The following is a 26605-nucleotide window of genomic DNA, read 5'->3' on the forward strand; positions in this document are numbered from 1 at the left end:
GCCGCTCCTGGGGGCTGTGGGAGCGCAGCGACCTCACTGGGTGGCCTCCGCTGCGCTCCCGCCACTCGGGGCGCTGTGCGCCCAAGAGGCCGGCCCCGCTGCGCGGGTCGGCCCACGGGCCTGCGGCCCGAGCAGCAGCAAGGAGGGGGGTGGCTGGGTTGGGTGACCCTGCATCACTTGATGCAGCATGTACTTTTGGCGAAACCGCCCCCGCACCCCCAACCCCACCCGCCGTTTCCATGTATCAAATTAATACACTGTGTAGGAATTGGAAAATCAACCGGCCCGCACCCCGAAGGGGTGCGGGCCGGTGTTCCTTCTATCGAAGGATAGGGTTGTTCAGGTGTTCACGTGGTAATGGGAAGAATTGTTGAGGCGGTTCGCTGGAAGGTTGAATTTACTGCCCAGACGGCGAAGTTTCTCGTCGTGCCGGGTGCCTGCTGGTATTGGTATGTGTTTCCGTAAATGGCCTCACTGACCAGGATCGAGCACCAGACGCCGTTGTTGCATGAACCTATGTTGTAGTACTGCGTCACTGTGTCTGTCGGGCTCTTGGGATCCCAGGTGACGGTCACCGTCTGGGTGTTCGAGTCGTAGGTGTAGGCCAGCCCTGTCGGGGCGGGCGCCGGCTCCACGGTCGCTTGCGCGACCGAGGGAGCGGCCAGGTCCGCGGCCGGTGCCGCCATCGCGGGTACGGCTACCGGTCCGATCATCAGGGCCAACCCCACGCTCGCCATTCCTGCACGTCCCAGCCACCGCATCGAATGCTTCATGTAACACTCTCCTGTGAACGAGCTGTGCGTGACCGTCAGGTGATATCGGCGCTGGTTGAACTGCCAGGGAACGAAAGATGACGTCGGCGCACCTGGGCTCTGCTTCAGGGTCACAGCCCGCACTCCAGGGTCTTGATGTCGGTGGACTCCACGGTCAGACCGGGCGCATGGCGGCCCTGGTCTCGGAAGGGCATGTCGTCGAGCCCGTCGGCGGCGAGCTCGCGCAGCTGCTGCTCGGTGGCGCCGGCCTCCTGGGGGTCGAAGAGGCGGGCGTCATCGCTGGTGCCGGGTGCGGCGGTGAGGCCGAAACGTGCGCGGGTGTTGATGACGAGTCCGGTGGTGTGGCGGCCTGACGGCGGGCGCGTGCGCGGACGCAGGGCTGACAGCGTGCGCGTACCGCGGTCTCCAGACGCTGGGCGAAGTCGGCACGGGGCTGACGGATCTGGTCTTCGACGGCGTGCTGGGAGATGCCGGGCGCATCAGCTACGACGCGGATGCCCTCCAGCTGCTTGACCAGGTAGCGCATCTGTACGCCCGCCGTCTTGGGGATGGGGCGGGTGAAGGTCTGCTGCACGGCGCGCTCGCGGCCGTCTGTGCCGTTGCTCATCGGGGCTCTCCGCTCGTGACCGGCTGTGCGGGCCGCCGGGCGGGCAGCGGAACCCGCCGCACAGAGGCGCCCAGGGCGTTTAGTACTCCAGCAGTGGTTCGTGTTCTGAGCTGCGTTTTCGGTAGGGGCAGCGGCGGGCGACGGCCTGGCGGGGTCTTCTCCAGGCCGACCACTTCAGTCGGGTGCGTAGGCCGGGTAATAGGTGATTTCTTCGGGGTCGGACGGGCTGCGGTGGACGATGTTCCGGGTCAGTTCGCCCTTGGTGGCGAAGCCGCGTTCGTCGGGGATCTTCGCCGCCCGGCACCGGTCACGGTCCAGCGTCCAGGCTTGGGGGAGATGAAGGTCCCGGTCCACCAGAGACCGGCCCGAGCCGGTGGCATAGGCGCGAACCCCCCGATCTGGCTTGGGGTGCCCCCTCCGGGGGATTGTCGATCTTTCCCGAGGTGCCGGTGTACTGCCGGTCCACCCCGGCCGAGGTGCTGTTCTCCTTGAGGGACCGGGTGTCGTCACTGATCAGTACTCCGTCCGGGCCGAGCCGCTCGGCCGCGTAGGCACGGACGCCGTCACGCAGGGCGTCCGCGTCCCGGCGGCTGCTGTTCAGCAGCCGCCGGGGGTACGGCGACCCGTCCATTCCGCGGGCCGCCCGTCTCCGCAGACCGCGGACGTAATCACGCATCCGCCACCGCAGATCCGCCCGAACGAACCGGCCCGCCACCCGCGCGGACACCGACTGCGATTCCTCAGCCCAGCAACCGGCTCCGGTCATGCCCCCATGCCAGGATGACGACAACCACCAGCTCAGGACACGAACCGCTGCTGGAGCACCAAGGCCGCACCGTTGAACGCCAGAAGCAGACTTGCCTTGCCGTCTGTGCGGCTGATTTCGGTGACGACCGCGGCGCAGGCGGCGTCCAGGTTCTTGTCCGTACCTCCGGGCAGCCCCTCGAGAGGGCTCTGGGTTCAGGAGTGGAGGCGCCTCAGGTCCGCCGCGAGTGAGCTGATGGCCGCGGGGTTGCGCGGGCTCTCGACGAGGTCGACGTAGTCGAGAGTGATGATTCGGTCGTTCTTGACGGCGGAGACGTTCGCGAGCGGCTTGTAGGACGTGAGGAACTTCCGCTTCTGTTCCGCGGTGATGTCCCCGTAATCGTTGATCACGATGACCTCGGGGTCACGGGCGACGACCGTCTCCCAGCCCACGGTGGTCCAACTGTCCTTGAGATCCTTCATGATGTGGTCGCCGCCGGCCTTGGTGATGATGTCGTGGGGCCCGGCGAAGGCGCCGGACGTGAACGGCTTGTCCTCGCCGCTGTCGTAGAGGAACACCCGCGGCCGGTCGGCGCCCTTCGGGGCTTTCGCCTGTGCTTGGGCCACCTGCTCGCGGAACTCGGTGATGAGGGCTTCGGCCCTGTCCTCGACGCCGAAGACCTTCCCCAGGTTCCGCAGGTCCGTGTACAGCGCGTCGAGCGGGGGCATCACGCCGCGGGCCTTGCCCTGTCCGTTGCGGCACGACTCGCTGAGCAGGTACGAGTCGATGCCCAGGCGTTGCAGCACGGCGGGCGTGAAGCCCTCGCCCTCGTTGAAGCCGTAGTTCCAGCCCGCGAAGACCAGGTCGGCACGGACGTCCAGGACCAGTTCCTTGTTGATCCGGTCCTTCGAGAGCCATTCGGTCTTCCGGTAGCCGTCCTTCCACGGCACCTTGGTGAGGTCGCCCTTGTCGTCGGGCATGACGTATCCGGCCATGTGGTCCTCGAGGCCGAGGGCGAACATGATCTCGGTGATGCCCACGTCGTTGGTGACCACGCGCTGCGGAGCCCTCTCGAAGGTCTTCTTCTCGCCGCAGTTTTCGACCGTGACCGGATAGTGGCTGTCGTGTGTTCGGGCGCCGTTTCCCTTTGCCTCCTGCGACGAGACGTCGGCGCCGCAGCCGGTGACGGCGAAGGCCAGGAGGAGAGCGAAGGCGGTGGGGCGTGCGAGGTTGGGCATGGTGGTGGCTCCTTCGCGGATGGGCCGGGGTGGGCGGACTACTGGGAGGGAAGACGGTCGAAGAGCAGTTGGATCGCGCCTGTCTCGGGGTGGGGGACGCGGTGTGCCCGGACACCGAAGACGTCGGCCAGCACGACGGGCGTGAGGACGTCGTGGGGGGCGCCGGAGGCGACGATCCGGCCGCCGTCGATGACGTGCAGGACGTCGCAGTGGAGCGCGGCAAGGTTGAGGTCGTGCAGCGCGGTGAGCACGGTCAGCCCGCTGGCCCGGATCAGGGACAGGACCTCCAGCTGCTGGGCGATGTCGAGGTGGTTGGTGGGCTCGTCCAGCACCAGGACCTGCGGCTGCTGGGCGAGCGCGCGGGCGATCAGGACCCGTTGCTTCTCACCGCCGGAGAGCGTGAGGAAGCCGCGGTCGGCCAGGTGGCCGGCGCCGACTTCCTCCAGCGCGGCGGCGCACGCACGCAGGTCCTCGTCGGTGTCCCGGGCCACCGCCCCCTGGTGCGGCAGCCTGCCCATGGCCACGACCTCGGCCACCGTGAAGTCGAACTCCGTGGCCGCTTCCTGCGGAAGGGCCGCCAGCCGGCGTGCGCTCTCGCGCGTGTTCAGGGCCAGCAGGTCGTCGCCGCCGAGGCGCACCGCACCGGCTGTGGGGCGCAGGGCCCGGTAGACGCACCGCAACAGGGTCGACTTGCCGCTGCCGTTGGGCCCGACGAGGCCCACGACCTGGCCGCTGTCCGCCCGCAGTGAGATCTCCTCCAGCACCCGCGCACCGGAGATCTCCATCGTCACCGCGTCGATGTCGACCTGCATCACACGCCTCCGAAGGTGTAGGTGCGGCGGCGCATGAGCATCACGAAGCACGGCACACCGATCGCCGCCGTCAGGACGCCCAAGGGCAGTTCGGCCGGGGCGAGCACCACGCGCGACAGGATGTCGACCCAGATCAGCAGCACGGCGCCGGCCAGGGGTGCGACGGCCAGCAGCCTGCGGTGGTCCGCGCCGACCAGCATCCGGGCGGCGTGCGGGACCATCAGGCCCACGAAGCCGATCGCCCCGCTCACCGCGACCACCGCCCCGGTGACGGCGGCGGTGGTGAGGAAGAGTTCCTTACGCAACCGTGCGGGGTCCACCCCCAGCGCGGCGGCGGTCTCATCGCCCATTGCCAGGGCGTTCAGACGCCGGGCCGACCACCCGAGGTGGGCCAGGCCGGCGAGGACCGCGCCCGCCGCGACCGGTACGGAGGACCAGCTCGCGCCGCCCAGACTGCCGAGCAGCCACATCACCGCGGACCGGGCCGCCTCGCCGTGTTCCGCGGCGAACACCATGAACGTGGTCACGGCCGAGAAGCCGTAGTACATCGCGGTACCGGTGAGCACGAGCCGCAGCGGTGTCAGCCCCCGCGGGGTCCGGGCGATCGCGTACACCAGGGTCATGGCCGCGAGCGCGGAGAGGAACGCCGCCGTGGACAGCGCCCAGATGCCCAGGGCGCCGAAGACACCGAAGATGAGCACGGCGTTGGCTCCCACGCCCGCACCGGAGGAGATCCCGAGGACGAACGGGTCCGCGAGCGCGTTGCGGACCATGGCCTGGACGGCGACCCCGACGGATGCCAGACCGGCGCCGACGACCGCCGCGAGCACGGCGCGCGGGAAGCGCAGTTCCCACACGATGGTGTAGGAGGAGACCTCGTCCGCAGCGATGGCCCCACCGGTCAGCCCCGCCCAGAGGTAATGCAGCGCCTCGCTCCACGAGAGCCCCGACGCGCCGATACCCGCCCCGCAGGCCAGAGAGACGGGCAGCGCGGCGCACAGACCGGTCACGAGCAGGGGCAACGAGACGCGCCGGAGCGGTGGAGACCCGCCGCTGGCGGTGCGGTGCGGTACAGCGGGTATGCGGTCGCGGAGCGTGGCCACAGGCGGATCGCTTTCGCCTCGGGCCGTGCACCTACGTGATCAAAGGAGCGGCTCCGGGCGCCCGGGCGCCCTGCGCAGCACCCTCTCGCAGTCCACGGCGATCGACAGGAGCTTCACCACCGCGGGTAATCGGGCTCGCGGAACCCTGTACAGGACTCCGCCCACCGTTGCGGGTCAGCGCCGGACTTCGACCGGACTTCCCCCGCGGGGCGCTTGCAGCTTAGCGCGCGCCACCACGCTTTCCTTCTTGAACGGGACACCGGTGCGTGCCATCGCGGTGGGACCGCACTCAACGGGCGTCGGCCGTGCACAGAGTGAGGATGCGGACGGTGCGCTCACCGCTGTGCGCGTCACGGCCGTGCCAGCACCGGTAGTTGCCGAGGACGGGGACGTCACCCTCGACAAGCCGGAAGCACGGCAGAGCCGGTTCGGGACCGTGCACGGTCTCATCGCAGCGGGCCAGCAGGGCGCGTACCCGATCGATGTCCGGATCGCGGTGCAGAGCGAACGACCCCCTCGGTACGACAGACGATGCGACGGACGGTGCGGACGTACTCAACGCACCGGGCGACACACAGCACCGCAGAAAACCCGCGGGGAACCCGGCCACCGGGACCCGTCCGGCGGTCGGGCGGGCCCGGAAGCCGGGGTCCCTCATGACCACAGCCGGACAATGCGGGGACGCCCCACGGTCCCGGGCCGTCCCGGGCCTCGCCCGCTGTGCCCCGTCCACCGGCGGGCCACAGCGGGCGAGGCGCCGACGGCCAGCCGGGTGACCGTGCACGGACTCCGCACCACCGACCCGGTCCGTCCACGCGTCCGAAAGGGGCCGGGCACGGACGTACGCGCCCGGACCGATCAGGCCAAACGAGCGCGCAGCAGCGGCACACCCGCGCCCGACACCCGCTCCAGCCCTGCCCCACGATGGGTGAACACCAGCAGGAGCGCCGCGGTCCGGCCGGTCACGACCGGCCCGTCACCGACGTCCCAGGGCGAGTCGGTCGCCACGAACCGAATGCCACGCAGTGCCTTGCGAGGATTGAACGGGAACCGCAGCCGCCACAGGCTCTCCAGACCGGCGCGGGCGGCGTCCGGCACGATCTCGATCTCCCGGCCCAGAGGGATGGCGATGTCCTGGCTGTGCGTCAGCACGTCCATGACCGTCGTGTCCGCACCGGCGCCCGGCGCGGGCGGGACGAGACGCGAGCAGGCATGCTCACGCAGCCGCGCCACGAGTTCGCCCGTCGGCTCCCGGGCCGCCCGTACCGCCGAGTTCCTGATCATCCGGTGGAACGCGCCGCCGGAGCGCACCAGTTCCTTCATCCACCCGCCCGTCGTAAGCGTCGGTGGCAGGGTCAGATGTGCCGCCACATCGCGGACCCGCCAGCCGTCGCACAGCGACGGGGCCTCCCACTCCCCGTCGGACAGGTCGTCCAGCAGGTCGGCCAGCCGCAGCCGGGCCGCCTCGACTTCCTTCCACACGGCGTCGTCGACCACGGCGGTCTCAGTTCGCCGGCTTGCGGGCGCAGAGAACGAGGTAGCCCATGTGGTCCGGCCCCGGTGCGAACATGTCCTTCTGGCCCTGCTTGACCGTGTCGACGAACTCCGCGCCGAACTCCGCCACGAGTTCGTCCCGCAACTCCTCGACGCGCTCGACGTAGCGGTTTCCCATGCCGTACACGCGGTGCCCGCACTGCGTCCACTCCTCGACGACGAAACCGGCGGCCCGCAGGACCTCCAGCCACCCGTCGGCCGTCATCGGGCGGCGGCTGCGGAAGAACGGCGGCAGCTGGGCGTCGGGGTGGACCATGGTCGTCTCGCTGATCGCGACGCGGCCGCCCGGCTTGAGCACGCGGTGGAACTCGGACAGGGCCTTCGTCAGGTCGACCGAGTGCGACAGGGCCTCCATGGCCATCACGGCGTCGAAGTGGCCGTCGCCGTACGGCAGGTCGTGGTAATCGCGGACCTGGAACCGCACCCGGTGGAACAGGCCCGCCTTCGCCGCCCGTTTTTCCGCCGCCTCGCACTCCACCGGGCTGATCGTGATGCCGGTGACGCGGGCGCCGACCTCACGGGCGATCTGGGTCGCGGGCGCGCCGACCCCGCAGCCCGCGTCGAGCAGGTGCTCGCCGCGGCGCAGGCCGAGGATGTCGGCGACCTTGCGGGTCAGGCGCTTGCCCGCCTCCTCGACGCTGGCGTCGTCCTTGTCGTCGTACCAGTAGCCCAGGTGCTCGTACCCGTCGTTGAACATCGTCGACATCCGGCACGAACTGTCGTACAGCTCGGCCACCTGAGCCGGTGTCCAGTCCGATTCGCTCATGGAACGTCCCTTCGCAACCATCCTGTTTCCCAGTCTCCTCGGCGTACTTGGGAATCCTCGTCTCCTGCGTTGCGGAGTCGGCGCGGGCGCCGGTCAGCCGTGATCGGCCAGCAGCCGGGCGAGCCGCGCGACGCCCTCGCCGATCCGGTCGGGCCCGAGCGCGCTGCACGACAGCCGCAGCGCGTGCGTCCCGCCGTCGGCGTAGAAGAACCTCATCGGCGTCCACAGCACGCCGTACTGCTGGGCGGAGAGCTCCAGCAGCCCTTCGTCGGCCGGCACGGGCACCTCGAGCACGACGAAGAACCCGCCGTCCGGCGCGGTCCAGCGGATGCCCTGCCGGCTCGCGGCCGGGAAGTGCTCCTCGAGCGCGGCGAGCAGCGTGCGCAGGTTGCGCCGGTAGAAAGCGGTCTTCTCCCGGTTGGCCGCGCGGAGACTGCAGCCGGACTCGACGAGCAGGCCGCCGATCACCGCCTGCGCCACCGGCGAGGTGTTGACCGTGAGCATGCTCTTGACCGTCGACAACTCCTCGGCGAGCAGTGTGTGCCGCCCGCAGCGGTCGACGACCGGCTGGTCGGCGACGAGGAACCCGACCCGCGCGCCGGGGAAGCACGACTTCGCGAACGAGCCGAGGTAGACGACCCGCGTGTGCCGGTCGAGCGCCTTGAGGGACACGCGGGGCTGGTCGTCGAGGCCGAAGAGGCCGTACGGGTCGTCCTCGAGCACGATCAGGTCCTCGGCCTCCGCGACGTCGAGCAGTGCGCGTCTGGCCGCCACCGGCAGCGAGGCACCGGAGGGGTTGGAGAAGTTCGGCACGACGTAGAGGGCCTTCGGGTTGCGGCCCCCGGCCCGCACGGCGCGCGCGGCCGCCGCGACGTCCGCCGGGTCCAGTCCGCCGGGCGCCTCCGGCACCGGGACCACGTCGATCCCGAGCAGGCGCGCCGCGCCGGTGAACCCGACGTAGCAGGGGTCCACGGCGAGCACGACGTCGTCGGGCCGCGCGCACAGGCCACGCAGCGCGATGACCATCGCCTCCTGGCAGCCCGAGGTGACCGCGATCGCCTCCTGGCGCACAGTGATGCCCTCGTCGTTCGCCAGCAGCCGCGCGATCAGTTCGCCGAGCACACCGTTGGTCCTGCCGTACTGCATGAGGAGCGACCGCACCCGTTCCGGGGGCGTTCCGGACCCCGCCAGGTGGTCCTGGAAGGTGCGCAGGTACCGGGGGAGGGCGTCCGGGTCGTGGAAGCCGTCCCAGGGGCGCCCGGCCGCGAGGGAGATCGCGTCCGGGAACCGGCCAGCGACCTCGTTGAGGAAATTCATGGACGTCGCCACCGGGTCCCACACCGAGGCGTGCAGGGACTCTCGGGCCAGCTCGACCACTACGGCCTCCTCCCGTCCGACGCACCGCCCGGTGCCCTGCCCGCCGGTTCGGCGGTTGCGGCCCGCGCGGTCAGCTCGACGAGCCGGCCGCCGACGTCGATCACGGGCAGTCGGCACGCCGCGAGCACGTGCGGCAGCACCGTGGTGAAGTGGGTGCACGCGAGCACGACCGCGTCGAGCCGGGCGCGCTCGGCCAGATGCAGCGTCTCGGGCAAGTCCGACTCGCGGAACGCCGTGGCCGGGTCGCCGGTCTCGATGGCTCGCACGAGCGCCGGGTCGGAGACCCCGAGCGCGCGGTGGGCCGACGGCCCGGTCACCCGTTCGTAGCCGGCCACCGCCGACCCGTTGCCGGTGACGACCAGCACGCGCCGGTGGACGGCCGCGACCTCGCGGTAGACGGTGGCCGGGGAGACCAGGGAGAGCGCGACCGCGTCGGCCGCCGCATCGTGGTCGACCACGGCGGAGAGCGAGTTGCAGAACAGCATCGCCACCCGGTGACCGCGTGCGTCGAGGTCGCGCACCAGGCCGAGGAACGCGGCCCGCAGTGTGTCGGGGCGCTCGTACTGCAGCGCGTCCTGCTCGTCCGGGGACCCGGCCATGGGGTACGGGGTCGCGGAGTGTCCGGCGTCCCGCAGCAGGTTCGCACCGACCCCTGCGTCGAAGGGTGTCCCGGCGATGACCGCGATCTCCATCGCGCCCCCTCGTACGGTAGGGATGTCTTCCCCTAGAGCCTGGAAGCCGTGTGGACGGACATCAACTCCCGTCGTGCGCGGGCGGAACCACCTTGCCGGGGTTGAGGATTCCCGCCGGGTCGAGTGCCTGCTTGACGGCCTGGTGAACGCGTACGCCGACCGGGCCGAGTTCGCGCTCGAGCCAGTCCCGCTTGAGCAGGCCGACGCCGTGCTCGCCGGTGCAGGTCCCGCCGAGTGCGAGGCCGAGCCGCATGATCTCGTCGAACGCCGCCTGCCCCCGGGCCAGTACGGCCGGGTCGGACCGGTCGACCACGATCACCGGGTGGAGGTTGCCGACTCCCGCGTGCCCGACCACACCGACCAGCACGTCGTGGCTCTCCGCGATGCGCGCGACGCCCTCGACCAGTTCGACGATCCGGTCGCGCGGCACAGCCACGTCGTCGACGACGAGACCGCCCCGGCCGCCGGGGAACCGCCGCGCGGCGAGGTGCTCCATCGCCGGGTGCGCGAGCCTTCGGGCGGCGAGCAGCGCGTCGGCCTCCGCCTGGTCGGTCGCGACGTGCAGCTCGGTCGCGCCCGCGCGTTCGCAGTGTGCGGCCATGAGGTCCAGGTCGGGCCGCGCGGCGGGTCCCGCGTCGGACGCGGCGAGCAGCAACGCGTCGGCGTCGGTGTCCAGTCCGGACGGCCGGTACTCCTCGATGGCCCGCAGGTGCGTCCGGTCGAGGAGCTCCAGCAGGCTCGGAGTGACTCCCGACCCGGTGATGCCCGTGATCGCCCGGCCGGCCGCGGCCACCGTGGGGAACACCGCGACGAGGGTGCGGTGCGTGCGCCGTGCGGGCCGCAGTCGCAGGACGACCTCGGTGATGATGCCCAATGTGCCCTCGGACCCGGTGAACAGTCCCGTGAGGTCGTATCCGGCGGTCCGGTTCAGACCGTGCCGTCCGCAGCGCAGGACGGCGCCGTCGGCGAGGACCACGGTCAGCCCGACCACGTACCGGCCGGTGACGCCGTACTTCACGCAGCACATGCCGCCCGCGTTGGTCGCGACGTTGCCGCCGATGGTCGACGATTCCCACGAGCCGGGGTCCGGGGGGTAGTCCAGCTCGTCGCGGGCGGCCGCCCTGCTGAGGTCGGCGTTGACGACTCCCGCGCCCACGACCGCGAGACGCGCCTCGGCGTCGATGCTGATGCGCTTCAGCCGCGTGAGCGACACGATGACCGCGCCGTCGACGGCGTTGGCCCCGCCGGCGAGTCCGGTCAGTGCGCCTTGCGGCACGACGGGGAGACCGTGCGCCGCGGCGACCCGCACCGCGGCGGCCACCTCGGCGGTGTCGCGCGGGCGTACGACGACGAGCGGTGTGCCGGCCGGGCACAGGCCGGACTGGTCGCGGCTGCCGGCGTGCAGCAGGTCCGGGTCGGTGAGCACGCTGCCCGGCTCGGGGAGTACGGCCCGCAGGTCGGCGACGGCGTCTGTCGTGGTCGTCATCCGTCCACGATAGGCAGCTCGTGTGCCCGCTCCGCCTGCCCCGCGGGGAACTTCCGCGACCACCGCAAACAGGGAGATGTCCGCGGCGGCGGCACTCCCCACACTGAATCGCGACACGAAGACAGGGCGGATGGGAGATTGACTGTGTCCCGGTTGGTACACGAGGTTTTCGCCGCACAAGCCGCCCGTACACCGGATGCCGTCGCGGTCCGGTCGGACGATGCGGTGCTCACTTATCGCGAGTTGGACGAGCGGGCCAACGGGCTGGCCCATCACCTGGTGGCTCTCGGCGTCGAACCGGGCGCCCCGGTCGCCGTGCTGCTGGAGCGCTCGGCGCAGGTCGTCGTCGCACTGCTCGCCACGCTCAAGGCGGGCGGGGCGTACCTGCCGGTGCACTCCGGTTATCCCGCGGACCGGCAGCAGTGGATCGTCGCGCAGTCCGGCGCCGAGATTCTGCTGACCGACGCCGCGACGACCCGGAGCGGGCTGCCGGAGGTCGCGCGGACCGTCCTCGTCGGGAACGCCCCGGTGAGCGCCGCCGCATCCGCCACGCCACCGGCGGTGGCGGTCGGCGAGGACGACCTCGCCTACGTGATGTACACGTCGGGTTCGACGGGGCACCCCAAGGGCGTCGCGGTCCGCCACGGCGGCACCGTCGACCTCGCGCTCGACCGCTGCTGGGACACCGGCAACCACGAGCGGGTGTCGCTGATCGCTCCGATCGCGTTCGACGTGTCGCTCTACGAGATCCTGGTCCCGCTGCTGCGCGGCGGCAGCGTGGTCGTGTTCCCCGACGGCCCGTTCGACATCGACCGGCTGCGCGCACACATCACCGAGCACGACATCACCGCACTGCACCTGGCTGCGGGCCTGTTCCGGGTGGTGGCCGAAGAAGCGCCGGACCTCTTCGCGACGGTCCGTGAGGTGCTCACCGGCGGCGACGTCATCGCCCCCGGCGCCGTCGACCGGGTCCTGCGAACCTGCCCGGACCTCGTCGTACGGGCCCTGTACGGCACCACGGAGGCCACGGTCTTCAGCACGCACGCGGCGCTGACCGCCCCCTACCGCGCCGGGGTCACCGTCGGCTCCGGCCGGGCGTTCGACGGGGTGGAGCTGTACGTGCTCGACGAGCGGCTCGACCCGGTGCCGCCCGGCGCCGTCGGCGAGCTCTACGTCGCGGGCCGCGGCCTCGCCAGGAACTACCTCGGCCGGCCGGACCTCACCGCGGAGGCGTTCGTCGCCAACCCGTTCCACGACGGCGGCGGGCGAATGTACCGCACCGGTGACCTCGCCCGGCTGTCCGCCGACGGCGAGCTGGAGTTCGCCGGGCGTGCCACCGATCTGGTCAAGATCCTCGGTTTCCGGGTGGAGCTGGCCGAGATCGAGTCCGTCCTGGCCGGATTCCCCGGTTTGGCGCACGTGGCGGTCGTCGCCCACGAGGTCGGCGCCGACACCCGCCTGGCCGCGTACGTGGTGCCGGGGGACGGCGAACCGGACCTCGCCGCGCTCCGCGAACACGTCCGCGAGGCCCTGCCTGGATACATGGTCCCCGCCGCGTTCACCGTGATCGACCGGCTGCCGCTGACCGCCAACGGCAAGCTCGACCGCTCGGCCCTGCCGGTGCCGGAGTTCCGCGGCGAGACGGCCTACCGGGCCCCCGCCGACCCGACGGAGGAGGCCATCTGCCGGATCTTCGCGCAGGTGCTCGGCCTGTCCACGGTGGGTGCCGAGGACGACTTCTTCGATCTGGGCGGCCACTCGCTGCTCGCCATGCGCCTGCTCAACCGCATCCGTGCGGAGCTGGGCGTCGAGGTGCCGATCCGCACCCTTTTCAACACGCCGACGGTGGCCGGCCTCGCCGAGGTGGTGGCCGTCGAGCGGGCCGCGTAGGGCCGCCGAGCCCCGAGAACGAGAGGGACACAGATGAGCCAGACCATGGCTGACCAGGCCACCAACCCCTTCGACGACGAGGACGGCAACTACACGGTCCTCGTCAACGCGGTCGGCGAGCACTCGCTGTGGCCCGCGGGGATCCCCGTGCCGGGCGGCTGGCGCGTCGTCCACGGCCCCGTCCGGCGCGCCGCCTGCCTCGAATTCGTCAACGAGGCATGGCGACACCTCGACGCCCGCGTGTGACGAGAGCCGACCACCTGACTGGAGAACTCATGCCCCCATCCGATCCGTTCGTCTTCGACGACCTGCGTCTGGACCACATCCGGTTCCACGTCCGGCGCATCGACACCGTGCTGGGCTGGCTGGTCGGCGGCTACGGGCTCGCGGTGCGCGCGGTGTCCGAGCCCGGGCTGGGCCCCGACGCCGAAACCGGGGCCCGGTCGGTCGAGGTGGGTGCGAACGACATCAGCCTCGTGCTCACCGAGGCGGTCACCGGCGACCACCCCGCCGCACGGTACGTGGCGCGCCACGGCGACGGGGTGGCCGACATCGCGCTGCGGGTGCCCGACGCCGCGGCCGCCCACGCGGTGGCCGTCGGCCGCGGCGCCCGGTCCGTGGCGGCGCCGGCCCGGGTCGGTGACCTGGTGACCGCGTCGGTCGGCGGATTCGGCGACGTTGTGCACACGTTCGTCGAGCGTCCCGACGGGGCGGGCGGTCCGGCCGTACCCGGCCTGCGCCCCGTCCCGCGGGACGTCTCCGCCTCGGCGAACCGTCTGCGGTCCGTCGACCACTTCGCGGTGTGCGTGCGGCCCGGCGACATCGACGACACGGCCGCGTTCTACCGGAACGTGTTCGACTTCGAGCTCACCTTCACCGAGAAGCTCCAGATCGGTGCCCAGGCGATGACGACGAAGGTCGTGGAGAGCCGTTCCGGCGACGTGACGCTGACCCTGATCGAGCCGGACACCACCCAGGAGCCGGGCCATATCGACGAGTTCCTCGACGAGCACGGCTGCGCGGGGGTGCAGCACATCGCCTTCGCCACCGACGAGATCGTGACCGCCGTCGCGGAGCTGCGGCGGCGGGGCGTGGCGTTCATGGGCACGCCGGACGCGTACTACCGCACGCTGACGGACCGGGTGGCTCCGACCCGCTACACGGTGGACGAGCTGCGTGGCCAGGAGATCCTCGTCGACGAGGACCACGGCGGCCAGCTGTACCAGATCTTCGCCAAGTCCGTGCACCCGAGGAACACGATCTTCCTCGAACTCATCGAGCGGATGGGCGCGCGGACCTTCGGCAGCGGCAACATCACCGCCCTCTACGAGGCCGCGGAGCGCCAGCGGGGCGCCGCCGACGGTAGTGGGAACAGGGCCGCATGAGCCGGCACCCGACGAGCGCGAACGGAAACGAACCCATGGACCTGCCCGGCGACCGCGTACCCCTTTCCACCAACCTCGAGATGCTCTGCATGTTCGACAAGGGCGAGCAGGACGGCTCGTTCGGCCCCCGGCACCTGGTCATCCTCGCGTGGCGGCTGCTCGGCGAACTGGACCCGACGGCGTTCCAGGGCGCCATCGACGACGTGGTGGCGCGCCACGAGATGCTGCGCACCCAGATCGTCCGCGACGACGGCGAGCCGTACCAGAGGGTGTTCCCGCCGAGCCCGCCGGAACTGATGGTCGTCGACCTCCCGCCGGACGAGTCCCGCTCGCGCGAGGAGCAGGTGGACGACTTCGTCAACGAGATCGAGGCCACCACGATGAGCGTGGAGCAACTGCCGCACCTGCGGGTCGTGTTGGGCAGGTTCGACAAGAAGGACGCCGTGTGCGTCCTGGTCACCCATCATGTGGCGAGCGACGGTGTGTCCCTGCAGGTGATCATCCGCGACATCGCGAACTTCTACGCGGCCCGCAGGGGCTTCCCGGTGGAGGCTCCCGCGCCGGCCAGGCAGTACCGCGAGTTCACCGCGTGGCAGCGGGAGGCGCTCGCCTCGCCGCGGGCGGAGGAATCACGGGCGTACTGGCGGGAGGCGATGCGCGACGCCGAGATCGTCGACCTCCCCACCGACCGTCTGCCCGAGCCGGACGGTCCGGCCCTCTACGCGGTGTACCGGTTCGTGCTCGAGCCCGAGGTGGCCTCGGCGACGACGGCGTTCGCCACGGCCATGCGCTGCTCGCCGTTCATGGTGATGATGGCGGCCTTCAACGTCCTGCTGCACCAGCGGGCGGGCGCCGACGACCTGGTCTCGGCGGTCATCACCTCGGGCCGGGGCGAGCCCGACTACAACGAGACCGTCGGACCGTTCTTCAACATGCTGCCGTTGCGCACCGGGCTCGGCGAGTGCCGCAACTTCATGGAGCTGGTCCGCCGCACCCGGGAGGCCTGCCTCGCCGCGTACACCCACGAGCTGCCGTTCGCGCAGATCGCCGCGCAGGCGCCGACGCTCACGAGGACGTACGAAAGGCCGGGCACCGCAGTCTGGGCGTTCCAGGTGATGCAGTACCCGGGTGTGACGGAGGCGGAGCTGATCGGCGACGTGGAGTACACCGCGGTCCGCAAGCGGCTCAAGTCCCACCCGGTGACCTCCGACATCCCCAACGGCGTTCTGTGGGGACTGGACATCCTGCCGACCGGCGAGGTCGCGGGCACGGCCAGGTTCAACAACGGGGAGTACGACGAGTCCACTGTGGTCGGCATGGTCGAGCAGTTCCGCCGCATCCTCCGGGGCGGCGTCTCGGACCCGGGGTCCCCGCTGTCCGCGCTGTGACCCGGACGTCGGTCAAGTCCACCAGGAACAGGAATGGGAGAGTGCAGTGAGCACAGACGACGAGTTCGACGTCGTGGTGATCGGTGGCGGTCCCGGCGGTTCGGCGACCGCGGGACTGCTGGCCATGAAGGGCCACAGCGTGCTCGTGATCGAGCGCGAGAAGTTCCCGCGTTACCACATCGGCGAGTCGCTCATCACCGGGCTGATGCCCACGCTCGAGGACCTCGGCCTCCTGGAGCGGCTGGAGGCGATGGGGTTCACCAAGAAGTACGGCGGCACGCTGCTGTGGGGCAAGAACCAGGGCACGTGGGGTTTCCGGTTCCAGGAGTCGGCCCTGTACGAGCACGCCTACCAGGTGCGGCGCGCCGACTTCGACGCGCTGCTGCTCGCCCGCGCCCGCGAACTCGGCGTGGCCGTGCTGGAAGAGGCCGCGGTCAGGGGGCCGGTCCTCGACGGCGACCGGGTGGTCGGCGTGACCTACACGGAGAAGGGCAGCAAGGAGCCCCGGACCGTGCGGAGCAGGATGCTCGTCGACGCGTCGGGGCAGAACCACCTGCTGGGCCGCGAGTTCGACCTGGTCCGCTACCACGATGACCTGCGGAACATCGCCACCTGGACGTACTGGCAGGGCTGCAACCTCTACGGCGGCACCAAGGCCGGCGACATCGTGGTGGAGAACCGGCCGTCGGGCTGGTTCTGGTTCATCCCGCTGCACGACGGCACGGTGAGCCTCGGCTACGTGACGCCGATCGACGAGTACAAGGCGTCCGGCAAGTCCCTGGAGCAGCTGTACGCCGACGAGATGGCGAAAACCGAGGAGATCAAGACCCTCACGGCCGGCGCGCGGCGGGTCACCGGCTTCCGCAACATCAAGGATTGGTCCTACACCTGTGAGAAGTTCCACGGCCCCGGCTGGACGCTCGTCGGCGACGCCGCGGCCTTCATCGACCCGCTGCTGTCCACCGGCGTCACCCTGGCGCTGCGCGGCTCACGGGCGCTGTCCGAGGCGATCGACGAGGTGCTGACCGACCCGTCGTCGGAGACGGAGATCCTCGACTGGTACGAGAAGAGCTACCGGTCCTTCCTGGACTCCGTGCTGGACTTCGTGCGGTTCTTCTACGACCGCACGAAGAACAAGGAGGACTACTGGGACAAGGCGCAGGCGCAGATCGACCCGAGCAAGCTGCGCCCGCGGGAGATGGACTTCGCGCGGATGCTGTCGGGGCTCACGGGCATCGACGACATCTTCGACAAGCGCAGAGCGGCCTGAGCGGCACGACCCGAACGGCTCGGCAGCGGGGAACCCACCGCTGCCGAGCCGTTCTTCTTCGCGCGGCGCGGCGGGGAGGGCGGCGGCGGACCCGGCTCCCGGTGACGCGACCTCGGTGACGCGACGCCCGCGGCGGGCCGCCCGGCGGTTCCTCCTCCCGAACCGCCGGGTGGCCCGCCGCGCTGGTTCCGCGGTGCCGTGTGCCGGCCGCGATCCCGTCCCGGCGCGGCGGCCGAGGAGCACCGCCGGGGCGGCGCTCCCGGCGGACGTGGCCGGGAGCCGCTATGAGGCGGTCCTCAGAGGGCTCCCGAGCAGGAGCGCCTCGGTCCTGCGGCGGCCGTCGAGCAGGCGCAGCACCGGCCGTTCGACGAGGGTGGCCAGCAGCCAGCCGAGGACGAGCACGGCGCCGACCGTGAGGGCGGACTTGCCGAGCGCGCCGCCGAGCGTCAGCGGCCTGACCCAGTTGGCGGGGTCGGCGGTGTGGATCGGACCGTAGGAGATGACGATCCAGTGCACCAGGTAGACGCAGAAGGAGATCCCGCCGAGTGCGGTCATGGGCCGGCTGCCGAACACGGTCCGCCCGCCCGCGGACTCACGCCTGGCCACCGCGGCGATCAGCAGGGCGAGCGGTACTGCGGTCACGGCGAACCCGGAGGTCTCCCCGGGGATCTGCACGCTGGCGACGAGTCCGGCGAGCGAGAGCAGGGCCGAGACGACGACGCCGGGGCCGTGCCACCGTCGGGTGGCCACCATCCGGGCCGCGAACAGGCCGAGCAGGAACTCCAGCATCCTGGTGACCGGGACGTAGCCGACGAACCAGGTCTGCGGCCACGAGTCGGAGGTGTTGACCAGCAGCGGCTCGGCCGGGAACAGCTTGCCCAGGAACGGGACCGCGACCAGCAGCGCGACGACGGCGAGCGTGGGCGCCCAGAGTCGCTCGGCACGGATCCGCCGAACCAGCCGGTTGAGCCACGGGAACACCGCGTAGAACAGCAACGCGCAGGAGAGCGCCCAGGTGGGGCCGTTGGGATTCCCGGTGAGCACCACCTCCTGGTCCGGGATCCAGTTCTGCACCAGCAGCAGGGTGGGGATCGTCCGCCAGAGCGGCGGGGCGAGGCCGGCGCCGGCGGCCAGCAGGAGCGCGGCGACCAGCGTGATCACGTGCACGGGGAAGAGCCGCGCCACGCGTCTTCGCCAGAAACGGCGCGCGGTGACATCGCCGTCGTGCACCCAGCCGAGGGCGAACCCGGTGAGGACGAAGAAGAAGGTGAAGCCCATCACGCCCAGTTTGTAGTCGTACGACCACAGTGTCTGGGCCGTCGGGTCGACCCGCAGCACGAGCGAGATCCCGACATGGGAGACCAGGACCATGCAGACGGCGACGAAGCCTAAACCGGACAGGGAGGGCAGCCGGGCGGGCGCGGGTTTCGTGAGGTTCATGGGTGATCGGTCCGTTTCGGTGTCGTGGGGCGATGCCCGTGACCGGGGCGCGCCCCGGTCGGGGCGGACGACTGAGGACCGAATCCTCCACTCATTTCGAGACAGCGGACATCTCTGCTCTTGCGCACCTCGCTCCTGGAGACCGCCGTCCCGGGACCCCGCCGCGGGCGGGACGGGCTCTCCACCGGGGAGTGCGCGGCCGGAAGTCCCACGGCGCACTCCGGCGGCATTCGTCCGAACGGCACTCGACGGTGACGGACACCGGCGGGACGCGACCGGCGCTCCGCACGGCGCGGCCGTGTGCCGGCCGGCACCGTCGCGTGGCGCCCGGATCAGGAGCCGGAGGTGCCGGATGTCGTGGGGAAGGCCGTCGCCCCGGCCGCGGTGGCCCCCGCCACCGCGCGGCGCGCACCGCCGGCGACGTGCGCGTCGACCCGCCGGCCGCTCACCGCGGCGAACCGCTCGCCCCGTCGGGTGCGACCCGTCCGTCTCCGGGCCCGGCCGGGTGCGGGGACGCGTTCTCCTCGCGGCCGGAGCAGCGGCCTCCACCCGTGGGAGTCACCGCCACGGCACCGGCCGGGGTCGGGGTGCTGAGCGGGCCCGCGCCTCAATCGATCCACGCGCGCGGCGCGGGACCACCGTGACCGACCGGTGGGAAGATCTTCTCCAGTTCGTGGAGGTCCTCGGGCGACAACTCCAGATCGAGTGCCCGAAGGGCGCTCTCGACCTGGCCGACGGTGCGCGGCCCGATCACCGGGAACGTCGTGCCCGGCCGCGAGAGCACCCAGGCCAGCCCGACTTCCGCGGGGTCACGCCTCAGGTCGGCACAGAACTGCTCGTAACGCTCGACGGCAGCCCGGCCGGCGGGCAGCGCCGACGCCGCACGTCCTTGCGCCGACTTGGCCGCCGTGCCCTCACGCGCCTTGCGCAGCGCCCCGCTCAGCAGCCCGCCGTGCAGCGGCGCCCACACCATCACGGCGAGACCGTGCGCCCGCGCGGCGGGCAGGATCTCCAGCTCGGGCTGCCGGGTGAGGAGGTTGTACGCGCACTGCTCGGAGACCAACCCGACCAGGCCGCGCTCACGGGCCGTGTGCTGGGCGTCGGCGATGTTCCACCCGGCGAAGTTCGACGACCCGACGTAGCGCACCTTGCCCTGGCTGATCAGCTGGTCCATGGCCTGCCACACCACCTCCCAGCAGACGTCCGGGTCGTACCGGTGCATCTGGTAGAGGTCGATCCGGTCGGTGCCCAGGCGGCGCAGCGACGCCTCGCAGCCCTGGATGATGTGGTGAGCGGACAGTCCCCGGTCATTGGGGCCGTCACCCATCGGCTCACCGACCTTGGTCGCGATGACGACGTCGTCACGACGGCGGGGCGAGCGGGCCAGCCACCGCCCGATCAGTTCCTCGGTGTACCCCCGGTGCACGCGCCACCCGTAGATGTCGGCGGTGTCGATCATGTTCATGCCGTTCGCCAGTGCCGCGTCGAGGATCCGGCACGCGTCGGGCTCGTCGGTGCGTCCGCCGAAGTTCACGGTGCCGACGGCCAGCCGCCCGACCCGCAGCCCGGTGCGGCCGAACGGGACCTGCCGCTTCACGCTGCCGTCACCGCCACCGCGCCCGGGCCCGGTTGCGTGTGCGACGGGACGGTGTGGTCGCCGGCGTGCCCGCCGACCTGAAACGCGCTCATGCGGCCGCCTCCCACGCTGCCGGTCGGATGTCCGTCCGCCAGTGTGGGCCGGTCCTCGTGCGGCCGCATCTCCTCGCGTGCTCCGGGCATCCCGTCCGCGCGCGGAGGAGCGCGGGCGCGCGGGAAGGGCGCCCGGTACGGACAGCGGTGGCATCCGGCCCTAGCAGCGCTGCCCGCGAGCGCGGCGGGCGTTCGCGGGCGGGACGGATCCGGTCGCCGGGGCGCCGGGGAAACGGCACGGGGCGCCGGCCGTGACCGCTCCCGCCTCCCGGATCCCGTCCTGTCCGTCCCGCCGTCCCACCTGCTGCGCCGCCCTCGGCTCCGTTTTCTCCGAATGGACCGGCACTCCCGCACGAGACGGTGCGGACGTCGAGCCGGTACATTCGGGCCGGGCCCCGGGCGAATCCGCTCGAGCAGCCGACCGGCTTCCCCGGAAGAACTGCCAAAGTCTCCCTGTCTATTCAGCGGGCACTTACGGGAAAACAGCCGACCGGTAGGCTTCTGGCCGATTCATCGCCCATCTGTAGCCCGTCTGCACCGGAAGTGGATCGGTGCCCCTGCTTGGAGGGCCTCATGAAAAGCTCTACCGACGGCGCCATGGGACTTCCGCCCCACTTCACTCAGCCTGTACCGGTTGCGGACCTCTTACCTGCGGATTCCCCTCGTCTGAGCGGGATCGACGAATCTCATGCACAACGACTTGCCAAAGTCTACGCATTGCTGCCGCCGATAATGGTCCACCGCCCCACTATGCGGGTGATCGACGGGATGCACCGCCTCAGAGCCGCGACCATCGTCGGGCTGGATGTTATCGACGCCCAGTTCTTCGACGGAGCCGAGGACGAGGCGTTCATCCAGTCGGTCGCCCGGAACATCGCCCATGGCCTGCCGCTGTCGCTCGCCGACCGCAGGGCGGCCGCCGGGCGCATCCTTGCCGCTTTCCCGGCCATGTCCGACCAGAGCCTGGTCGTCTACACCGGACTCGACATCGAGACCGTGGCCGAGGTGCGCCGGTGTTCAGCCATCCGCCGCCCCCCGCGGCTGAACGCCGACGCCGGTGGCGACGACACGGTGCGTCCGTCCGGTTGCGCGTCCGACCGCGGGGCGGCCGCCGAGCGCGTGGCGCGCCGGCCCGAACCGGAGGCGGGGACCGTCGCCCGGGAGTCCGGGCTGCCACCGGATGCCGCCCGTGATGCCCGGCAGCGGCTGCGCCGGGGCGAGGAGCCCATGGCCGCGGGCCGTCCGAGCGCGTCCGCTCCGCAGAGGTCCGGTGGTACCCGGGGCCTTCCGCCGGGGGCGGGAAGCACGTCAGGCCCGGCGCGGCCCGCGGTGACACGCGGTTCCCTGGACCTCCTGCGCCGCCTCGCCGCCGATCCGTCCCTGCGGGATTCGGAAGCGGGCCGCGATTTTCTGCGCTGGCTCCACGCCCACTTCTTCACCGACGAGGCGTGGAGGAGGCGCATCGACGCCGTTCCCCCGCACTGCACGGACACCGTTGCGGAAGTCGCCCTGAAGTGCTCGGACATCTGGCTCAGGTTCGCCCGGGAATTGTCCGACCGTCGGAACCTCGCCCCTGCGGCCCCCGTACGGACCCGCGACTGAAACTTTCTGGAGCCCCGAAGGGATGCCTATGAACACCGCCTCCGTCGAGAAAGCCGTCCGTCTCGTCATCGACGAGATGCATGTCCAGCTCGGTCAGGACCTGACCCTCGACGACATGGCTCGTACCGCGATGTTCAGCAAGTTCCACTTCACCCGGGTCTTCCGAGAAGTCACCGGGACCTCTCCGAAGCGTTTCCTGTCCGCGTTACGGCTGCAAGAGGCGAAATACCTCCTCGTCAACACCGAGAGCAGTGTGGCCGATATCAGCAGCCAGGTCGGATACAGCAGCGTCGGCACCTTCAGCTCACGCTTCAAATCGTGCGTCGGCGTCTCGCCGAGCAGGTTCCGGGAATCCAGTGGGAACGTCACGGCCCTGCGTACGGACCCGCCTGCCGGCACCGACCACCCGACTTCCCTGCGAGGCCGGGTCGTGCTTCCCGGCAACCGGGCCCTGGGCCAGGTCTTCGTCGGCCTCTTCCCCGGCTCCATCTCCCAGGGCCACCCCGTGCGCCACACCCTCATGGACGGGCCCGGCCCCTTCGAGCTCCGGGACGTGCCCCCGGGGACGTGGTACGTACTGGCGCACTCCGTTCCCTACGGCAGTCCGCCCGCGCCGGTCGGCTGCGGCGGCAGAGGCCCGAACGTCCTGTCCGTCGGACGGTACGGGCCGGTCAGCGTGCGCCCCGGTGTGCTGATGATGCCCGCCGACATCGTCCTGCACCCGGCCGACCTCCTGGACCCGCCGGTTCTGATCGCCCTGCCCGGCAGCGGTGCCGGCGTGCCGGCGGCGGCCTGAGGCGCACCGGCGCCGCGGTCGCCGGCGGGACGCCCGGTGCCGGACACCGTCGGCTCCGGCCGTGCCGACAACAGCGGCTCGACCAGCACCCCGGATCGTCGCACCCGCTCACGCCCGGCGGCACGTCCCGCCGAGGTCCTGTCGCGGGAGCCACGCGGCAATCGGAGAGATGCTCCTTCCACGGCGGACGCCGAACAATCGGACGTCCGTACATTGGTCGGCCGGTGTGAGGAGCCAGCTGTGAGTGACGGTACAACGTTCTGTCAGACGTGCGAAAACGTCGCGGTCAGCAAATTCTTGACACTCGGTATGCAGCCCGCTTGTCTCTTCCTGGAGAACACGGCGGAGGCGGAGAGCGAACAATCCTGGCCGCTCGATCTGGGTTTCTGCCCGCAGTGCAGTTTGGTCCAGATCATGGAACCGGTCAGCGAGCGGATTCTCTTCTCGGGTGACTACCACCACCTCGCCGGGCTGACCGGGGGCTACCGCAGGCATCTGCGGGAACTCGCGGACGAGCTGGCGAAGTTCCACGATCCGCGCCCCGGCCCGGAAGAGCGGCGCCCCTCCGTCGTCGAGATCGGGAGCAACGACGGGAGCCTGCTGGACGAGCTGGCCGAACGCGGCTTCGAGGTCCTCGGAGTCGACCCGAACGGTGCGGAGTCACCAGGCGGATCGCCGGTCGTCAAGGAGTACTTCAGCTCGGAGGTGGCGGCGCGCCTGCTGTCGGGTACCGGACCGGCGGACGTCGTCGTGGCGCTCAACACGTTCGCCCACATCACCCACCTGCACGACTTCCTGGGCGGGGTGGGCTCGATCCTGAGCGATCAGGGGATGTTCGTCTCCGAATCGCACTACCTGCCCGACCTCCTCGAAACCCTGCAATACGATTTCGCTTATCACGAGCACTCGAGGTACTACTCGCTGACGGCGCTCCAGGAGGCCTTCAGGGCCCATGGACTCGAAGTCTTCCACATCGAACGGATCGCCACCCATGGCGGGTCGATCCGCGTTTACGCCGGCTTCGAGGGCGCCCACGAGGTGCACGATTCCGTGACCACGCTCCGCGCTTACGAGGACACCCTCGGGCTCACCGACGAGGCGGTCTACCGGAGGTTCGCCGCCCGCGTGGAAGAGCACCGCGGACGACTTCGCGACCTGCTGGGCGTGCTGACGAGGGACGGCTCGCGCGTGGCGGCCGCCTCTTCCCCCGCACGAGCGGTCACGCTGCTCAACTACTGCTCGCTGGGACCGGAAGAGATCGACTTCATTTCGGAGATCAGCCCGCGCAAGATCGGCAAGCTGTCCCCCGGCACCCACGTACCGATCGTCCACCAGGACCGGCTGTGCGGTCCCGACCAGCCGGAGTACGCCCTGCTGCTCTCCTGGCACATCGCTGACGAACTGATCTCCCGGCTCCGGGAGGAGGGGTTCAAGGGGAAGTTCGTCGTCCCGCTCCCGGAGCCCCGGGTGATCGGGTGATCACGGGATCCGCCGCGCCCCGGCCGGGGACGCGCCCCGAGCGGCCGGGGGACGGGTGCCGAAAGGAGGAGCGCCGGGCGGCGCGCCGTGCAGCGGTGCCGCGGACGGATCGCCCCGCGCCGGCGCCCTGCCCCCGCGCACCAGGGCCTTCCCGCCGGCTCCGGGACCACGTCCGCACCGTCTCCGCCGACGGCCTCACCACGTGTGCCACGGACGGGACCACACCGCTGAGAGGGAGAACATGACGAGCATCGAACGCACAGGGGTCACGACGTTCCGGGGGAACCCGGTGACCCTGCTCGGCCCGGAGGTGGCCGTCGGCGACCGGGCGCCGGACTTCACCGTGCTGGGCAACGACATGACGCCGGTCCGGTTCTCCTCGCTGAGCGGCACCACACGGGTGATCTCGGTCGTCCCGTCACTGGAGACACCCGTCTGCGACCTGCAGACGCGCCGTTTCAACGAGGCCGTGGCCGGACCCGGCGGGGTGCCGGTGCTGACGGTGTCGGTGGACCTGCCGTTCGCCCAGGCCCGCTGGTGCGGTGCGGCGGGGGTCGAGGGCGTGCGGACCCTGTCCGACCACCGCGACCTGTCGTTCGGCCTGGCCTACGGCGTGGTGATCAAGGAGTTCCGCCTGCTGGCCCGCGCGGTGTTCGTGGTGGATGCCGCGGACACGGTGGTCCACGCCGAGTACGTCCCGGAGGTCGGGCGGCTCCCGGACGTCGACGCCGCGGTGACCGCGGTCCAGAGGGCCGGGACCGCGCGCAGGTCCGCCGACCGCACCGCTTGACCGCCCCTTCCGGACGGTCGTCCCGCGAAGGCCGCCGCACGGGTCCTCCCCTCCCACCCGTGCGGCGGCCTTCGCCTGCGGTGCCGACCGCCGGGGTACGGCCACGGGCCGGGGGGCGGCGTGTCCGGCCGGACGGCACACGCGCGGGCGGACGACGTGGAAGGGCGCCGGGACCGCTTCCCGCGTTTCTGAAGTCGCCGCGGCGGCCGGCTCGCGGGGCCGGAGTCCGGGGGCCCGCGAGGCGCGGACCGTGGCCCGGGACCGCGGCAGCCGGTCCGTTCCGCCGCGGGTCGGGACCGGCCCGGGCCGGCGTCACGAAGCGTCCGCGCGCCTCGCACCGGCCCGGGCCGGCCGCCCCGCCGACCCGTCACGTGACCGCGGACAAGGCCTACGGCTCACGCGGGTGCCGCGGCGTCGCCGCCCGGCACGCAAGGACCGCCGCCTCCCGCGAAGCGGCGGTCGCCCGCGCCTGCTTCCGCACCGGGCGGGATCCGCGGGGAGGCGAACACCGGTGGTCGTGGCCGCGCCCGGCGCGGCCGGACCGACCGGTGCGCACGGACGGCGGCCGCGCCTCCCCGTCAGGCCGCGGCGGTGCGGAGGCGCTCCCGCTCGGCCACCGCGCCGTAGTAGCGGGCGATCGCGCGGAAGGATTCCTTCGGCTCGACCCGGTAGGTCGACAGGTGGTCGAAGGGGTCGTCGCGGATCGACTTCGTGATCGTCATCGACGCGGTGTCCAGGTCGTACTTCGGGTCCGAGGAGTGCGGGTGCGTCGGGTGGACCAGTTCGGTCACCGCGACGCTGTAGATGCCCAGCTCGTCGAACAGGCGCAGCGACTCCAGGTGGAAGTCGGCCTGGGCCCGCTCGTCGCGGACGAAGCCGGGGAACACCGTCGGGGGCTCCACCGTGCGGTCGACGATGTCGAAGCCCAGCAGCCCCTTGGTGTGGCTGTCCTTGTACGTGAACGACCCGTACTCGGAGATCATGACGGGCTTGCCCCACTTGAGGTACGCGTTGAGCTCCTTCGCGTAAGCCTCCCGGGACGGGTGCGGGTAGTAGTACTCGACCAGGCCGATGTAGTCGACCAGCGACCAGTCGACGTCCTCGAAGGGGCCGCCGGAGTAGGTGATCCCGCCCTTGAACGCCGCCCGTCCGACCGCCGCGGCCTTCGCGAGGAAGGCGTTGAGCTTGCGCGCGATGTCCTCGCGGTCGAGGGGGCCGGCCGGCTTCAGGAAATGGTGGTCGGCGTCGGGAAAGGCGTTGCCCATGCGATTGTGGTAGAATTCGCCGGGCATGATGCCCTCGGTCTGGATCGAGTGCGTGCAGCCGATGCTCAGATGAATGTCCGCTCCCTGCCTGCGGAACGACTCGCCCAGCTCACCGACTTCGCCGATGAAGTCCAGCACGTCCTGCTGCGCGCCGTCCATGAGCCGCGGCTGCAGCCACACGTGCAGGCCGCGGTCGAGCGCGTACGCCACCGTCGCCCGGAGCCGGTCGAGCGCGGTGCCGTAGACGGTCACCGAATTGGCGTTGAGCTCGTCGGCCACCAGGTCGATCTCCGACCGCATCAGCTCGTCGCTCCACACCATGCGGGAGAGGTCGCCCTGACCGGTCTGGTGGTTCGAGCCGACATCGTAGGCGACCCCGCGGTAGTGCAGCCCGCTGCCGTTCGTCGCGAGTATCGTGCGGTCCTCGTTCGCCACAGTCATCTCCTTCTCTGCTGGTC

General features: G+C 71.2%; 22 protein-coding genes, 3 pseudogenes and 1 riboswitch. Of the genes and pseudogenes, 9 read left to right on the top strand and 16 right to left on the bottom strand.

Going from position 1 to position 26605, the window contains the following annotated elements; translation table 11 throughout:
* Window positions 1-347: 347 nt before the first annotated feature.
* The 13 genes and pseudogenes from ACZ56B_RS11430 to ACZ56B_RS11490 all read right to left on the bottom strand — a co-directional run bounded on the left by ACZ56B_RS11430 (window position 348) and on the right by ACZ56B_RS11490 (window position 11153).
* The gene (locus tag ACZ56B_RS11430) at window positions 348-887 is read right to left on the bottom strand and encodes a hypothetical protein (RefSeq protein ID WP_468788679.1); all 540 of its coding nucleotides are present in this window, start codon (window positions 885-887) and stop codon (window positions 348-350) included.
* A pseudogene (tpg, locus tag ACZ56B_RS11435) lies at window positions 884-1380 on the bottom strand (telomere-protecting terminal protein Tpg). Before tpg ends, ACZ56B_RS11430 begins: the two are co-directional and overlap by 4 nt.
* Before the next feature lie 228 nt (window positions 1381-1608).
* Window positions 1609-2159: pseudogene (locus ACZ56B_RS11440) on the bottom strand (transposase); the annotation flags it as partial.
* 46 nt (window positions 2160-2205) lie between these two features.
* Window positions 2206-2319, bottom strand: a pseudogene (locus tag ACZ56B_RS11445) (Pycsar system effector family protein); the annotation flags it as partial.
* Between the two features lie 21 nt (window positions 2320-2340).
* Entirely contained in the window at window positions 2341-3363 is a 1023-nt protein-coding gene (locus ACZ56B_RS11450; protein ID WP_468788681.1) for an ABC transporter substrate-binding protein, read from the bottom strand.
* 38 nt (window positions 3364-3401) lie between these two features.
* Complete coding sequence (locus ACZ56B_RS11455; RefSeq protein ID WP_468788683.1) at window positions 3402-4175, bottom strand: ABC transporter ATP-binding protein; 774 nt, start codon at window positions 4173-4175, stop codon at window positions 3402-3404.
* On the bottom strand, window positions 4175-5278 hold the full coding sequence (locus ACZ56B_RS11460; RefSeq protein ID WP_468788685.1) for a FecCD family ABC transporter permease: 1104 nt from the start codon (window positions 5276-5278) through the stop codon (window positions 4175-4177). The genes ACZ56B_RS11455 and ACZ56B_RS11460 overlap by 1 nt, the downstream gene beginning before the upstream one ends.
* Before the next feature lie 103 nt (window positions 5279-5381).
* Window positions 5382-5525: riboswitch (cobalamin riboswitch) on the bottom strand.
* Window positions 5526-5567: 42 nt separating this feature from the next.
* On the bottom strand, window positions 5568-5720 hold the full coding sequence (locus tag ACZ56B_RS11465; protein WP_468788687.1) for a hypothetical protein: 153 nt from the start codon (window positions 5718-5720) through the stop codon (window positions 5568-5570).
* 416 nt (window positions 5721-6136) lie between these two features.
* On the bottom strand, window positions 6137-6775 hold the full coding sequence (locus ACZ56B_RS11470) for a maleylpyruvate isomerase family mycothiol-dependent enzyme (protein ID WP_468788689.1): 639 nt from the start codon (window positions 6773-6775) through the stop codon (window positions 6137-6139).
* Between the two features lie 7 nt (window positions 6776-6782).
* Complete coding sequence (locus ACZ56B_RS11475) at window positions 6783-7598, bottom strand: SAM-dependent methyltransferase (RefSeq protein ID WP_468788691.1); 816 nt, start codon at window positions 7596-7598, stop codon at window positions 6783-6785.
* A 93-nt stretch (window positions 7599-7691) separates the two neighbouring features.
* A complete protein-coding gene (locus ACZ56B_RS11480; protein WP_468788693.1) occupies window positions 7692-8975 on the bottom strand; it encodes an aminotransferase-like domain-containing protein in 1284 nt (427 codons plus the stop codon).
* On the bottom strand, window positions 8975-9667 hold the full coding sequence (locus tag ACZ56B_RS11485; protein WP_468788695.1) for an aspartate/glutamate racemase family protein: 693 nt from the start codon (window positions 9665-9667) through the stop codon (window positions 8975-8977). Before ACZ56B_RS11485 ends, ACZ56B_RS11480 begins: the two co-directional genes overlap by 1 nt.
* Window positions 9668-9728: 61 nt before the next feature.
* On the bottom strand, window positions 9729-11153 hold the full coding sequence (locus ACZ56B_RS11490) for an FAD-binding oxidoreductase (RefSeq protein ID WP_468788697.1): 1425 nt from the start codon (window positions 11151-11153) through the stop codon (window positions 9729-9731).
* Between the two features lie 144 nt (window positions 11154-11297).
* Here ACZ56B_RS11490 and ACZ56B_RS11495 point away from each other — a divergent pair, with 144 nt between their 5' ends.
* Genes ACZ56B_RS11495 through ACZ56B_RS11515 form a run of 5 tightly spaced genes read left to right on the top strand, consistent with a single transcriptional unit; the run spans window position 11298 to window position 17086 of the window.
* Window positions 11298-13043: an amino acid adenylation domain-containing protein gene (locus tag ACZ56B_RS11495; RefSeq protein ID WP_468788699.1), complete on the top strand. Its 1746-nt coding sequence runs from the start codon at window positions 11298-11300 to the stop codon at window positions 13041-13043.
* Window positions 13044-13076: 33 nt separating this feature from the next.
* The gene (locus ACZ56B_RS11500; RefSeq protein WP_468788701.1) at window positions 13077-13289 is read left to right on the top strand and encodes an MbtH family protein; all 213 of its coding nucleotides are present in this window, start codon (window positions 13077-13079) and stop codon (window positions 13287-13289) included.
* A gap of 29 nt (window positions 13290-13318) precedes the next feature.
* Window positions 13319-14428 (top strand): 4-hydroxyphenylpyruvate dioxygenase, encoded by a 1110-nt coding sequence (gene hppD / locus ACZ56B_RS11505; protein WP_468788703.1) that lies wholly within the window; start codon window positions 13319-13321, stop codon window positions 14426-14428.
* On the top strand, window positions 14425-15816 hold the full coding sequence (locus ACZ56B_RS11510; protein ID WP_468788705.1) for a condensation domain-containing protein: 1392 nt from the start codon (window positions 14425-14427) through the stop codon (window positions 15814-15816). The genes hppD and ACZ56B_RS11510 overlap by 4 nt, the downstream gene beginning before the upstream one ends.
* Before the next feature lie 46 nt (window positions 15817-15862).
* Window positions 15863-17086, top strand: coding sequence for an NAD(P)/FAD-dependent oxidoreductase (locus ACZ56B_RS11515; RefSeq protein WP_468788707.1), 1224 nt, complete (start codon window positions 15863-15865; stop codon window positions 17084-17086).
* A gap of 282 nt (window positions 17087-17368) precedes the next feature.
* Here the strand turns inward: ACZ56B_RS11515 and ACZ56B_RS11520 are convergent, their stop codons facing one another.
* Together ACZ56B_RS11520 and ACZ56B_RS11525 are read right to left on the bottom strand one after the other, a co-directional pair.
* Window positions 17369-18526 (bottom strand): acyltransferase family protein, encoded by a 1158-nt coding sequence (locus ACZ56B_RS11520; RefSeq protein WP_468788709.1) that lies wholly within the window; start codon window positions 18524-18526, stop codon window positions 17369-17371.
* 607 nt (window positions 18527-19133) lie between these two features.
* A complete protein-coding gene (locus ACZ56B_RS11525) occupies window positions 19134-20123 on the bottom strand; it encodes an aldo/keto reductase (RefSeq protein WP_468788711.1) in 990 nt (329 codons plus the stop codon).
* Between the two features lie 809 nt (window positions 20124-20932).
* Here ACZ56B_RS11525 and ACZ56B_RS11530 point away from each other — a divergent pair.
* The 4 genes from ACZ56B_RS11530 (at window position 20933) to tpx (ending at window position 24882) form a co-directional block, all read left to right on the top strand.
* Entirely contained in the window at window positions 20933-21817 is an 885-nt protein-coding gene (locus tag ACZ56B_RS11530) for a ParB/RepB/Spo0J family partition protein (protein ID WP_468788713.1), read from the top strand.
* Between the two features lie 28 nt (window positions 21818-21845).
* Window positions 21846-22613 carry a helix-turn-helix transcriptional regulator gene (locus ACZ56B_RS11535; RefSeq protein ID WP_468788715.1) on the top strand — a complete coding sequence of 256 codons (768 nt, stop codon included), beginning with the start codon at window positions 21846-21848 and terminating at the stop codon, window positions 22611-22613.
* Between the two features lie 240 nt (window positions 22614-22853).
* Window positions 22854-24092, top strand: a complete 1239-nt coding sequence (locus ACZ56B_RS11540) for a class I SAM-dependent methyltransferase (protein ID WP_468788717.1) — start codon at window positions 22854-22856, stop codon at window positions 24090-24092.
* A 241-nt stretch (window positions 24093-24333) separates the two neighbouring features.
* The gene (gene tpx / locus ACZ56B_RS11545; protein WP_468788719.1) at window positions 24334-24882 is read left to right on the top strand and encodes a thiol peroxidase; all 549 of its coding nucleotides are present in this window, start codon (window positions 24334-24336) and stop codon (window positions 24880-24882) included.
* Between the two features lie 578 nt (window positions 24883-25460).
* Here tpx and ACZ56B_RS11550 read toward each other — a convergent pair.
* Window positions 25461-26588, bottom strand: a complete 1128-nt coding sequence (locus tag ACZ56B_RS11550) for an abortive phage infection protein (protein WP_468788721.1) — start codon at window positions 26586-26588, stop codon at window positions 25461-25463.
* Window positions 26589-26605 lie beyond the last annotated feature (17 nt).

The sequence above is a fragment of the Streptomyces sp. NPDC034670 genome (assembly GCF_055574875.1).